This is a genomic window from Apilactobacillus waqarii, assembly GCF_019061205.1.
Lineage (GTDB): Bacteria > Bacillota > Bacilli > Lactobacillales > Lactobacillaceae > Apilactobacillus > Apilactobacillus waqarii.
Map to the genome: position 1 here is coordinate 67,072 of NZ_JAHQYH010000001.1, position 12,932 is coordinate 80,003.

Below are 12,932 nucleotides of genomic sequence, written 5' to 3' on the forward strand. Positions count from 1 at the left end.
GTTGAAGGAAAGGGATGATTTTTATGGATTATACACCGTTAAACGTAATGAGCTCATACAGTTTGTTGAATAGTACAATCTCAATAGATGAATTAATTTCAACAGCAATTAAACGTGGGTATACTAACCTGGCGTTGACTGATGACAAAGTTATGTATGGTGCAATTGAATTCTATGATAAGTGTATAAAAAATAATATTCATCCAATCATCGGACTTACTTTGTCTGTTGAGAATGTCTCAGCGGATGAAGAGTCGAATCAATTGATTGTTTTAGCAAAGAATAATGATGGATACAGAAACATTATGAAATTATCAACTCTTGCTAAAACAAGAGAAAACGAAAATCTCTCAACAGATGATGTACTTAGTTTTACCAAAGATACTTTTATAATTATTCCCGATTACGGCGAGGTAGCAGCGTTGATTAAACAACACCAAGTCGATACAGTGAGTGATTTTATAGGTAATCTTAAGAATGGGTACCAAGATGATGATATCTTCTTAGCGATTAGTGAAGAAAAACTAGAAGATAATGACTACATTGAACAAGTTAAATCATTATCAGAACAATTAGGGGTTGGCCTAATTGCGTCATCTAGAGTCCAAAATCTAAATAGTGATGATGCATTCGCACTAAAGGTAATGCAATGCATTCGAGATGATAATCGCCGTTTAACCAATCCTCTTGGTGAAAGTCATGAAGAAACCCAGAACTGGTTAAAACAAAGTTCTGACGTGATTAATGACTACCAACTAAAGGGGCTTGAAGAATGCTTAACTAACAACGACAAAGTAGCCAAAAGCTGTCATGTCGAGATTAGTAAAAAACAACCGGTACTACCACACTATGAAAATGGCAAGAACATGTCATCCAAGGATTTCTTGGCAGAGTTATGTATAACTGGTTTAAAGCATCGTTTAGTAGAACTAGCGGTTCCAAAAGACAAATGGCTAGTATATCGTGATCGTCTAAAACACGAGTTACAAGTGATTGATGGCATGGGCTTCAACGATTATTTCCTAATCGTGTGGGATGTTATTAACTATGCCCATCAACAAAATATCATGACCGGTCCCGGACGTGGTTCAGCAGCTGGATCACTTGTTTCATTTTGTTTGTACATTACAGATGTTGATCCGATTGAATACGACCTATTGTTTGAACGTTTCTTAAATGACCAACGTGCTCAAATGCCAGATATTGATTTGGATATTCCAGACGATAAACGAGAAGTAATTCTAAACTATGTTCATGACAAGTATGGACATCAAAACGTTGCCCAAATCGTTACTTTTGATACGATGTCGACCAAACAGGTATTAAGAGATGTTGGTAGAACATTCGGATTATCTAAGTTTGAACAAGACGAGTGGAGTAAAGCAATTCCAAATAAGTTAAAAATTACACTTAAGGAATCTTACGATAACTCACAAAAATTAAGAAACCTGGTTAACGACAATGCCTTGAATAAGTTGATGTATGAAACGGCTACTAAACTAGAAGGTAACCCTAGACATTCATCGACGCATGCTGCCGGATTAGTGTTAAGCCAAAACAAAATTGTTGAGACTTCACCACTTCAATCAGGAAATGAAGAGCTATTGATTACTCAATATTCTAAGAACTACGTTGAAGAAATTGGTTTGTTGAAAATTGATTTTCTTGGTTTAAAGAACCTTTCAATTTTAAACGACATCATTCAACTAGTTAGAAAAGATGTTAACAGTAACTTTGATATCAGAAAGATTAATTTAAACGATTCAAAAACACTGGAATTATTCCAACAGGGTGATACTAATGGAATCTTCCAATTCGAATCTGACGGAATTAAGCGTGTTTTGAAATCATTGCATCCTGATAACTTTAATGAAGTTGCGGCAGTGGATGCATTGTACCGTCCTGGCCCAATGGAAAACATCGATACCTTCATTGCTCGAAAGAAGGGCAAGGAAAAGGTTGAAGGAATTGATTCAACGCTTGTTGATGTGTTAGGTCCAACCTACGGGATCATCGTCTACCAAGAACAGGTAATGCAAGTGGCATCAATCATGGGTGGTTTCACACTTGGTGAAGCCGACTTGTTACGTCGTGCAATGAGTAAGAAAAAGCAAGGCGTAATGGAATCCATGAGAGATAAGTTTATTACTGGAGCCGAAAAGAAAGGTTATTCAAAGCAATCCGCTAGTCAAACATTCGAATACATTGAACGATTTGCTAGTTACGGTTTCAATAAGTCTCATGCCGTCGCATATAGTAAAATGGCGTTTGAATTGGCATACTTAAAGGCTCACTTTAGTCGTCAATTCTTTACCGGATTGTTGAACTCCGTGATGGGAAATCATGACAAGATTAATGTTTATGTTGTAGAGGCCAAGAAACGCAACATTAATGTATTGGCACCCGATATCAATAAGTCGTTTGAAGAGTTTATTGATGACGGGCAAAACATTATCTTTGGCCTAAGATGCATCAAGGGAATCCGTAGTGATTTTATTCGTGAAATTGTTGAAGGTCGTGAACAAAATGGTCCATACAAGGGACTAGAAGAGTTCATTTCCAGAATTTCACCGCAGTTTAGAAAGAATGACTTATTAAAACCACTTATTTACGTAGGTGCTTTTGATAGTTTTAGCGATAATCGCTCTGAATTAGCTAATTCAATCGATGAATACGTTGAATCAGTTAACCTAAGTGGCGGATCTCAAGACTTATTTAAGACATTAAAGCCTAAGAAGCGAGTTGCTGAGGAACTTAGTCTAGTTGATAAATTGGAGTTAGAAAATAAATACGTTGGTGTTTATTTATCAGGTCATCCAGTGGAACAATATCAACAACTACAAAGTGCGATGAAGATTGTTTCTTCAGACGAATTGGGTAGTTATGACGAACCAATTAACTGTCTATTGTTTGTCCAACGAGTTAAGACCATTAGAACCAAAAAGGGTGACAATATGGCATTCGTTGATGGAACCGATGTTGCCGGAGATATTAACGTGACAGTCTTCCCATCAACTTACAAACTTATTGCTAATTGGATTAGAACATCCATGGTAATTTTGGTAAGTGGTAAACCAGAAAAGAGAAACGGTCAGTATCAACTGATTGCCGATAAGATGTACCCAGCAGCAAATGTTTTGAGTAAAATCAAAAAACAAATGCCTAGTGAAAAATGGTATTTGAAGATTGATGAAGCCCACAATTCCAATCAAGTATTGAGAAATGTTTATGAATTGATGAAACAAAATCATGGAACTCATCAAGTCGTTATATATAATTCACAAAACGGTACTAAAAAGCTGTTAAGTACTGACAATAATTTGAATAATAGCAAGGAATTGCACGATAAACTTATTCAATTATTAGGCAATGGCAATGTAGTTTATAAATAATTTTGAATTATTAAAAAATTGCGCAAAAATAAAAGACATAAATTTTAAAAAGTGATACAATTCTAGATGAAACCTAGTTATGCATGATAGTCATCTTTTAGGGATGATTTATCATACAAAATAAAAGGAGAGATTTTTACTTATGAAGAAAACAAAAATCGTAAGTACATTAGGACCTGCTAGTACCGATGTTGACACTATTGTCAAATTAATCGAATCTGGCGCTAATGTTTTCAGATTTAACTTCTCACATGGTGACCATGAAGAACACTTTGATCGTTTAAACAAAGTTCATGAAGCCGAAAAGAGAACTGGTAAGACTGTTGGTCTTATGCTTGATACTAAGGGTGCTGAAATCCGTACTACTATCCAAAAAGATGGTAAGATTGAATTCCACACTAACGACGAATTTAGAATTTCAATGGACGAATCTATTGAAGGTACTAAAGAAAAGATCGCCGTTACTTACCCTGGCTTATTAGCTGACGTTCACGTTGGTGGCCACATCTTATTTGATGATGGTATCCTAGACTCAGTTATCAAAGAAATCGATGAAGCTAACAAAGAACTAGTTGTTGTTGCTCAAAACAACGCTACTCTAGGTTCACGTAAAACTGTTACTGCACCTGGTGTTTCAATTAACTTACCAGGTATTACTGAAAAGGATTCAAGCGACATTCGTTTTGGTCTTTCAGAAATGCACATTAACTTCATCGCCGCTTCATTTGTAAGAAAACCAGAAGATGTTTTAGACATCCGTAAATTACTTGAAGACGAACACAAAGAAGACGTTCAAATCTTCCCTAAGATTGAATCACAAGAAGGTATCGACAACTTTGAAGAAATCATGAAGGTTTCTGATGGTTTGATGATCGCTCGTGGTGACATGGCTGTTGAAATTCCAGCAGAAAATGTTCCAATCGTTCAAAAACACTTAATCCACAGATGTAACGAAATGGGTAAACCAGTTATTACTGCAACTCAAATGTTGGACTCAATGATTGAAAACCCACGTCCTACACGTGCTGAAGCTTCAGACGTTGAATACGCTGTATTAAGCGGTACTGATGCTACTATGCTTTCAGGTGAAAGTGCTAACGGTGACTACCCAGCAGAAGCAGTTGCTACTATGGCTAAGTTAGACGTTAAGGCTGAAAACCACTACGATGAATACGGTGACGCTCGTCCTGCATTCAACAACGGTGACGTTACTGAAGCATTCGGTAAGCAAGTTGCTGAAATGGTTAAGGATCTTGACATCAAGACTATCGTAACTACTACTTCAACTGGTTACTCAGCTCGTATGATTTCTAAGTACCATCCAAATGCTGATATCTTAGCATTAACTTTTGATGACCGTGTACGTCGTGGTCTAATGGTTAACTGGGGTGTTCAACCAATCGTTGTTGACAAGCCAGAAAACAGTGATGGTATGTTCGACTTCGCAGCTAAGAAGGCAGTTGAAACTGGCTTAGCTAAGGAAGGCGACTTAATCCTTGTAGTTGCAGGTCTACCTGTTGGCGAAAAGGGTACAACTAACGTAATGAGCGTTAAGTTGATCGGTTCAGAACTTGCTCAAGGACAAGGTGTTGGCGACAAGACTGTTATCGGTAAAGCTTTTTTAGCAAGTAACGCTGCCGATGCAAACAGCAAGGCTGTTGACGGTGGCGTGTTGGTAGCTAAGAATACCAACAAAGACTTCTTGCCAGCTATTAAGAAGGCAAGCGCAATTATCGTTGAAGATGGTGGTATGACATCACATGCTGCAGTATTAGGTATTTCACTAGGAATTCCTGTTATTGTTAGCGCTAAGGGTGCTACTGAAAACATCTCAGACGGTCAAACTATTACAGTAGATGCACGTCGCGGAATTGTTTACGCAGGCGCTGCTAACTCACTATAATATTTACTCGAAAAGAGGATGCATTTTAAATGCATCCTCTTTTTTTATCGAAATATTATGTAAATTAGTGTAGAATTGACATATAACGATTCGAAATGAGGAATATTAATGAATAACTTTTTAGGCCGTGTTGTTTCTGGTAAAGTAACTGACGAAAATGACAAAAACTATTTTGTTCAAATTGAAGGAACAACATTCCTATTGGATAAGGACGAAATATTAAAGCCACTAAAGATTGGTAGTAACTTTAAGGGATTTGCATATGAAAATGAAAACCACAAGATGCAAATAACAAGAAACATTCCAGATGTCCAAGTGGACCACTATGCATTTGGAACGGTTGTCCAAAGCAAGTATGGATTGGGAATCTTTGTTGATATCGGTTTACCTAACAAGGACATCGCTGTATCAATCGATGATCTTCCCGAATTAACAAAGTTATGGCCTCAACATGGTGATAAAGTCATGATTGCCTTAAAAATCGATAAAAAAGATCGAATTTGGGGTGAATTAGCTGACGAAGAAATCTTCAAAAGTATTTCAATCCCAGCTAATCCCAAGCTAAAGAACCGTAACATGAAGGCGACAACTTATAGATTAAAGCTAGCCGGAACACGTGTTATCACAGATGACTATCGATTAGGATTTATCCATCCGAGCGAACGTGAAATGGAACCACGCTTGGGTCAACAAGTTGATGTAAGAGTGATCGGAATTTTACGAGATGGAACATTAAACCTATCAATGAAACCTCGTGCATACGAAGCAATCAGTGATGATTCAAAAATGATTTTTGCTGTCTTGAAGAGATCAGAAGATGGAAAAATTGCATATACCGACAAGAGTACTCCTGAAGATATCAAGGCCTTCTTTGGTATCAGTAAGGGACAATTCAAACGTGCGGTAGGTAATCTTTTGAAGAACCGTCTGATTGAACAAAAAGATGGCGAAATGTTGTTAACTGAAAAGGGTAAAGAAACTGATATTGAATAAAATCGGGTGATATTATGGACTCCGAAGTTAAGGACTACTTACATTATTTGGTAATTGAACGTGGATTATCAGATAATACGATTAAGAGCTATCATCAAGACATTAAAGGATTTATCAATTACTTAAAAGACAATCATATTAGTGAATTTAAAAAAGTCGATTCAAAGACAATTTTAGATTATATGAAGTACATGAAGGATTGTGGAAAGGCAAGAAATTCCATAATCCGTTTTGTTTCAACGATGAAAAAGTTTTTTAAGTACCTACAAAGATATCACTTCATCATCGAAGATCCGATGGTCAATGTAGATACCCCTAAATCAGCCAATCATTTACCAGATGTATTGACGATGAAGGAAATCGATAAATTACTGGCAGTTCCCGATACAAACGACAAATATGGCATTAGAGATAGGGCAATATTAGAAGTCATGTACGCTACGGGATTGCGTGTTAGCGAAGTAGTTAATTTGAAGATGGATAATTTACATTTGGATATGGGAATTATTCAAACAATTGGTAAGGGAGACAAGGAAAGAATTATTCCGATTGGCTCTCAAGCCATTAAATGGATATACACTTATATGGAAAACAGTCGCAATCTTTTGCTAAAGAGAAGACATTGTGATTATCTATTCTTAAATGCTCATGGATCTGGTTTGAGTAGACAAAGCATTTGGCAAAAGCTTAAGCGTTATGTTGGTTTAGCCGGAATTAAGAAAAAGGTTACTCCGCACACTTTACGTCATTCATTTGCAACTCATATACTAGAAAATGGAGCAGATTTGAGAGTTGTACAAGAGTTATTGGGGCACTCTGATATTTCAACAACTCAAATCTATACGCATGTTTCCCATGAACATCTAAATAAGGCGTTTGATGACTTTCATCCACACGCTTAAAGCACAGATTGGAGGAATTTGGGATGCTACTAAAATATAGAACAGAATATAAAAAAATCGCTATGGATATGCTTTCTTTATTACCAGACATGAATAAGGGAAATCATTTAGAAGATGAAATGAACTGGTATGAAGATAGTGATAACCGTGTTATTTACTTATGGAAAAATCAAGATGACAATTGGGCTGGATTAGTCGCAATTGAACAAAAAAATGATTTATTAGTTCTAAGAAGAGTAGTCTTAACACCTGATTCTTGGAATATTAATAACTGTTGTTCAATGATCGATGATTTAAATAACTTATATATGGGTAAAAAGATTGTCGGAACAATGGATACCACTTCAATCTGTGAAATTTGGGAGAAACGTAATGGAACCAGAGTTCAATAACTCTAACAATATAAATATTCACATTGATGATTTTGATGGCCCCTTAGAATTACTGTTACATCTAATCAAGCAATCTGAAATGGATATCTATGACATCCAAATTGAAAAGATTACCAGACAATACGTTGAATATTTAACTGAGATGAAGAACCTAAACGTTAATATCGCAGGTGAGTACTTTGTAATGGCATCCAATTTGATGGCGATTAAGTCTAAGTTATTGTTGCCTCGAAATGATGAAATTAACGAAGATGACGATTATGAGGATCCACGGGATGAATTAGTAAATCAACTTTTGATTTATCAAGAATATAAAGAAGTATCAAAAGTATTGAAGAAGATGGAAACTAAGACTAGTCAATATCACAGTGTTGATCCCGTTTTACCAAGCGTCGATGAGATGATTGATTTTAACGATAACGAAAAATTCAGTATCGATTTAATTCAACAAGCGTTTGATCGAATTATTGAAAAAATTAAATCAAACGAACCATATGTACATTCAGTGATTGAATGGGAATACACTGTCAAAGGCCAATCAACATATGTTATGGATAGATTATCCAAACAACAATCGGTTGAATTTGATTCCTTATTTGATAAGACTAGTAACGTTGAATTTGTAGTTACTACATTTTTGTCACTACTAGAACTAGTTAAGGAACAAAAAGTCAAAGTCGGACAAATTGACGACAAACTTTATTTAGAAAAAATCGCAAAGCAAGGTGAAGAGTAATTGGTTAGTAAGTTAGCGCAGCTAGAGAGCCTAATATATATATCTGGTGAAGATGGAATAACATACGACAATCTAAGTACATTATTAAAACTAAGTACTAGTGAGCTAGAAACGTTAATGAATCAACTAAAGGAGTCTTTTGAACACGAAGACTCACCATTTACGTTGATGGAATATTCTGATAAGGTTCAACTTGCCACGAAGGAAGAACTAAACGACCTAATTAAGGGATATTTGCAAAGTGATGAAAGCATTTCTTTAACTCAAACAGCGCTAGAAACACTTACGATTATTGCTTATAATCAACCGATTACGAGGGTTGAAGTGGATGACATTAGAGGTGTGAACAGCAGTAAGACGGTCCAAAGATTGTTGAGACAAAGTCTAATTGCCACTGCCGGTTACAAGAAAGTACCGGGTCATCCGAAGCTCTATACAACAACTGATAACTTTTTGAAGTTGTTTGGAATTAAGAGCTTAAACGAATTACCAAAAATTGATAATGAAATTTTACTTCAGGAGGAAGAAAATGGCGGAACGACTACAGAAGATAATGGCTAAAGCCGGGGTTGCTTCAAGACGTAAATCAGAAGAAATTATTTTAGCCGGTCGCGTAAAGGTAAACGGTCAAGTTGTTACTGAACTAGGAACAAAGGTTAAAGTTTCTGATGAAGTGCAAGTTGATGGATTACCAATCAACAAGGAAGCACCAGTATATTACTTGTTATACAAACCAAGAAGAATTATCACTTCAGTGTCTGATGAAAAGGATCGTAAGACGGTCTTAGACTTTTTAGAAGATGTTGAACAAAGAATTTATCCAGTTGGAAGATTGGACTACGATACTTCAGGTCTTTTACTAATGACCAATGATGGAGACTTGGATAACCGTTTAACTCATCCTAAGTACGAAGTTGAAAAAACTTATGTTGCTAAGGTGGAAGGAATTCCAACTAACGATGAATTAAAACAACTAAGACTGGGTGTTAAGATCAACGGTAAGAAGACAGCACCTGCAAAGACAAACGTCTTAGAAACTGATAATGGCAAGAAGACAGCAGTTGTGCAATTAACAATTCATGAAGGTAAAAACCATGAGGTTAAGAACATGTTCAAGGCCATCGGTCATCCGGTTAAGAAGTTAAAACGTGAATCATTTGCTTTCCTAAACCTAAAGGGATTACAACCAGGTGATTACCGACCATTGAAGAAATTCGAAGTTGAAAAGTTATACGAAATGACTGAAAAGAGATAAAAGGCTTGTTTAGAACAAGCCTTTTTTGCTATAATCATTCTTGAAAAAATAGAAATTGGTTTATCTTCAGGGCAGGGTTAGATTCCCGACCGGCGGTTATAGCCCGCTACCTATCTTTTGATAGTTGATTTGGTGAAATTCCAAAGCCGACAGTACAGTCTGGTATAAAGAAGATCTCTTTTTGAGTACGCAAACAAGCTCATTGGTCTTCGATGGATCAATGGGCTTTTTTTGAAGATATTCCTCATATGGAGGATTTATTATGTTAAGTAGTACAAGTAGTCGTTTTAGTTTGAAGAACCTGGTTCAGGTTTCTATTTTAGGAGGATTGGCATATCTATTGACCTATCTTTCGGTGCCTATCTTACCGATGGCACCATACATGAAGTTAGATTTTGGTGATATTCCAATTCTTTTGGCAACTGTGTTATTATCAACTCGTAGTGGTTTGATTGTAGCATTGCTAAGAGCGGTACTATACTTCGTCTTTACCGGTGTTTCATTGATTAATTTGATTGGTATTTCAGCTTTATTAATCGCTAGTTTAACAATCGTATTATCAGTTACATTGGTTAACAAATTAGTTCAAAACAATGCTAAATACGTTATTATGATTCTGTTTGAAACAGTCATGTTAACACTAGTTATGAGTGTATTGAACTATTTCGTGATTACACCACTATACATCAATTTAACAGGATTTAAATTGAGCTTTAGCCTATTGGATTCTGTATTATACACAGTCACACCATTTAACATTATCAAGGGATTATTCATTGGTGTTGTATTCGTGATTGTATATAACAGAAGCAATGCATGGGAAAAATATAAAGAAAAGAGATAAACAATGAACAAAGATTTGCTGTTATTGCTTCTATCGTCGACGCAGCCAAGAAGAATTAAATTAATTCAAAACTTGTTAAATGGAAAAAGAACCGTTTCAACACTTTTCTGGGCAATGCGTTATGGTATCTTGCAATACTCAGCAATTCTAAAGACATATGATCTAAATTCTATCAACGACGCAATCAAAGAGTTAATCGTAGAAGGTTTAGCAAAACAAGTTGATGAATTTCAGTATCAATTGACCATAAAAGGTCAAATTAAAAAGGATTCTGTAAAGGAATCCTTTTACATATTACAGAACACATCGTATCAATATAATTATGATGTGAATGAGTTTAAAGCAAGAATATTATTGGCTATTCAATCAGTGTCAGAATATAGCTATCAAAATAAGAATTATTATCCCGTTAAAACAGATATGAAGAGTGCAATGATTGTAAAAAGATGGTTTATTCAAAATAAAGCAGAAATCGTAAGTCGATTAGAGAATTATTTAACCAAGTATTTGACACAAGTTGATGAGAAGAAGGCTAATATCATCGCTCAACAAATGATTGGCCACGATGTCTATGGGATGACAACCGGTCAATTGGCGGATAGCATGAATATTTCCAAAGTTGAAGCATTCTTCATGGAATATGATGGTTGGGTCGATTTTATTAACTATATTATTAATGACGATGATCAGCTATTATTTCCATTGATAAATGACGTTCGAACTTTAAAGATGAATCATCATGCGATTCAAACATATAAGCAATTTGTTAGTGGTAATACGCTAGATCAAATCGCCAATAACCTAAACGTCAAGCTATCAACTATCCGAGAACATCTATTAGAAATGGCAATTTGGTTACCAGAAAGTAAGTTTCCTTATTCTAAAATCGTAGGTGCTGAAGATGAAAGAACGTTACGCCAAGCTTTTGATAACCAGCCAATTGATGATTGGCAATTTCGTCAAATTAGCGAAAAAACAGATATTAATTTTTTTGAGTTTAGAATTTATCAAATATTAAGGAGCAAACAAGATGTTAAGTGATGAAGCATTAAAGAAACATCTAAAGAAATGGTTTGGCTTTAATGACTTTCGTTCTGGTCAAAAAGAGGTTATTCAATCAATCTTGGATGGTAAAGACACGTTAGGTGTTTTGCCAACTGGTACTGGTAAGACACTTATTTATCAATACGTTGGTAAGATGGTCGATGGGATGGTAATCGTGGTATCACCGTTAATTTCTTTGATGCAAGATCAAGTTGATAGAATGAGATACTTGGGTGAAAAGCAAACGGTGGCGATAACATCTAATCTTTCTTGGTTAGATCGAAAAAGAGTCATCAAGAATTTAAATAACTACAAGTATGTTTATGTTTCACCAGAAATGTTATCTAATTCGGATATATTAGATGCTTTTAAGCAGCACAAAATATCACTGTTTGTGGTAGATGAGGCTCATTGTATTAACCAATGGGGACCGGACTTTAGACCTGAATATCTCAATTTAAAGGATATAATAATTAGTTTAAATCACCCAACTACATTAATGTTGACTGCGACTGCTTCTAATGATGTCGTTTTAGACATTAAAGAAAAAATTGGTTTGCCAAACGTAGAAACGATAAAGTATTCGACAAATCGACCTAACATTGCATTAGCAGTTGATACATTTACTAGTAATGAAGATAAAAATAATCAGCTGCTTTACCTAGTCAATAAATTGATGAAGCCAGGGATTATTTACTTCTCTAGTAAGAAGGTTGCCAACGCGGTTTGCGAGTGGCTAAAAGAGAAAACCAATTTAAACGTTGAGGTTTATCATGCAGATTTAGATGCTGATAGTCGATATCGGATTCAACATCAGTTTATTAGTGACCAAATTGATATCATTTGTGCCACAAGTGCATTTGGAATGGGAATCGATAAGGATAACATCAGATTTGTTATTCATTACCACATGCCCGCTAATTTGGAATCATACGTCCAAGAGATGGGAAGAGCTGGTAGGGATGGTAAACAAAGTATCTCAGTTATCTTGTATAAAGAAAAAGACGAGATTTTACAATATCGATTTATCGATGACACGATTCCCAGTGAAGATATGATTAACTTCTTTTATAATCATTATCAACAACTAAAAAATAATGAATTGGACGAAAAAGCTAATCTCATTAACTATTATTTTCAAAGTGGTTTTACGAAAAACGGAGTAATTAATATATTTGAGGGAAGAAGAAATGAATTAGTAACATCCTTAAACCAAATGTTAGGTTATGTGAAAACAAAGGGATGTAAGCGAGCGTTTTTACTTAGATACTTTAACGAAAATTTTTCTGAACATGATGAAAATTGTTGTAATGGGGATGGGACCCAACTACAATTAGAACAGATGGATTTAGTTCAAGAAAGCAAGAGTCTGAATTCGCGGTCACGAAACATCAAATGGCAAAGTATTATTCAAACTCTTTTTTCTAAATAGTAAAATTCATGTATAATTAAGACATAAGATATTATTAGG

11 protein-coding genes and 1 riboswitch are annotated in these 12,932 nt (G+C 35.4%); all 11 genes read left to right on the forward strand.

Annotation, left to right across the window (positions count from 1 at the left end):
* The first annotated feature begins 23 nt into the window (after positions 1–23).
* Entirely contained in the window at positions 24–3,392 is a 3,369-nt protein-coding gene (gene dnaE, locus KTJ72_RS00290) for a DNA polymerase III subunit alpha (protein WP_217303861.1), read from the forward strand.
* A 142-nt stretch (positions 3,393–3,534) separates the two neighbouring features.
* On the forward strand, positions 3,535–5,295 hold the full coding sequence (gene pyk, locus KTJ72_RS00295; RefSeq protein WP_034533926.1) for a pyruvate kinase: 1,761 nt from the start codon (positions 3,535–3,537) through the stop codon (positions 5,293–5,295).
* Positions 5,296–5,403: 108 nt separating this feature from the next.
* Entirely contained in the window at positions 5,404–6,288 is an 885-nt protein-coding gene (locus KTJ72_RS00300) for a CvfB family protein (RefSeq protein WP_034530787.1), read from the forward strand.
* Positions 6,289–6,302: 14 nt separating this feature from the next.
* The gene (xerD, locus tag KTJ72_RS00305) at positions 6,303–7,190 is read left to right on the forward strand and encodes a site-specific tyrosine recombinase XerD (RefSeq protein ID WP_034530790.1); all 888 of its coding nucleotides are present in this window, start codon (positions 6,303–6,305) and stop codon (positions 7,188–7,190) included.
* Positions 7,191–7,213: 23 nt separating this feature from the next.
* Positions 7,214–7,582: a hypothetical protein gene (locus KTJ72_RS00310; RefSeq protein WP_034530791.1), complete on the forward strand. Its 369-nt coding sequence runs from the start codon at positions 7,214–7,216 to the stop codon at positions 7,580–7,582.
* Entirely contained in the window at positions 7,563–8,318 is a 756-nt protein-coding gene (locus KTJ72_RS00315; RefSeq protein WP_051592176.1) for a segregation and condensation protein A, read from the forward strand. Before KTJ72_RS00310 ends, KTJ72_RS00315 begins: the two co-directional genes overlap by 20 nt.
* Positions 8,319–8,879, forward strand: a complete 561-nt coding sequence (scpB, locus tag KTJ72_RS00320; RefSeq protein WP_034530792.1) for an SMC-Scp complex subunit ScpB — start codon at positions 8,319–8,321, stop codon at positions 8,877–8,879.
* Positions 8,848–9,573, forward strand: a complete 726-nt coding sequence (locus KTJ72_RS00325) for a pseudouridine synthase (RefSeq protein ID WP_217303862.1) — start codon at positions 8,848–8,850, stop codon at positions 9,571–9,573. The genes scpB and KTJ72_RS00325 overlap by 32 nt, the downstream gene beginning before the upstream one ends.
* 58 nt (positions 9,574–9,631) lie before the next feature.
* Positions 9,632–9,752, forward strand: a riboswitch (FMN riboswitch).
* An 83-nt stretch (positions 9,753–9,835) separates the two neighbouring features.
* Positions 9,836–10,417 (forward strand): ECF transporter S component, encoded by a 582-nt coding sequence (locus KTJ72_RS00330; RefSeq protein ID WP_094750362.1) that lies wholly within the window; start codon positions 9,836–9,838, stop codon positions 10,415–10,417.
* Between the two features lie 3 nt (positions 10,418–10,420).
* Complete coding sequence (locus KTJ72_RS00335) at positions 10,421–11,458, forward strand: helix-turn-helix domain-containing protein (protein ID WP_094750361.1); 1,038 nt, start codon at positions 10,421–10,423, stop codon at positions 11,456–11,458.
* A complete protein-coding gene (locus KTJ72_RS00340; RefSeq protein ID WP_217303863.1) occupies positions 11,448–12,893 on the forward strand; it encodes a RecQ family ATP-dependent DNA helicase in 1,446 nt (481 codons plus the stop codon). The genes KTJ72_RS00335 and KTJ72_RS00340 overlap by 11 nt, the downstream gene beginning before the upstream one ends.
* Positions 12,894–12,932 lie beyond the last annotated feature (39 nt).

Bases quoted from the DNA above. Each gene is read 5' to 3' on its own strand.
- dnaE (WP_217303861.1), top strand. From the start codon at position 24: ATGGATTATACACCGTTAAACGTAATGAGCTCATACAGTTTGTTGAAT.
- pyk (WP_034533926.1), top strand. From the start codon at position 3,535: ATGAAGAAAACAAAAATCGTAAGTACATTAGGACCTGCTAGTACCGAT.
- KTJ72_RS00300 (WP_034530787.1), top strand. From the start codon at position 5,404: ATGAATAACTTTTTAGGCCGTGTTGTTTCTGGTAAAGTAACTGACGAA.
- xerD (WP_034530790.1), top strand. From the start codon at position 6,303: ATGGACTCCGAAGTTAAGGACTACTTACATTATTTGGTAATTGAACGT.
- KTJ72_RS00310 (WP_034530791.1), top strand. From the start codon at position 7,214: ATGCTACTAAAATATAGAACAGAATATAAAAAAATCGCTATGGATATG.
- KTJ72_RS00315 (WP_051592176.1), top strand. From the start codon at position 7,563: ATGGAACCAGAGTTCAATAACTCTAACAATATAAATATTCACATTGAT.
- KTJ72_RS00325 (WP_217303862.1), top strand. From the start codon at position 8,848: ATGGCGGAACGACTACAGAAGATAATGGCTAAAGCCGGGGTTGCTTCA.
- KTJ72_RS00330 (WP_094750362.1), top strand. From the start codon at position 9,836: ATGTTAAGTAGTACAAGTAGTCGTTTTAGTTTGAAGAACCTGGTTCAG.
- KTJ72_RS00335 (WP_094750361.1), top strand. From the start codon at position 10,421: ATGAACAAAGATTTGCTGTTATTGCTTCTATCGTCGACGCAGCCAAGA.
- KTJ72_RS00340 (WP_217303863.1), top strand. From the start codon at position 11,448: ATGTTAAGTGATGAAGCATTAAAGAAACATCTAAAGAAATGGTTTGGC.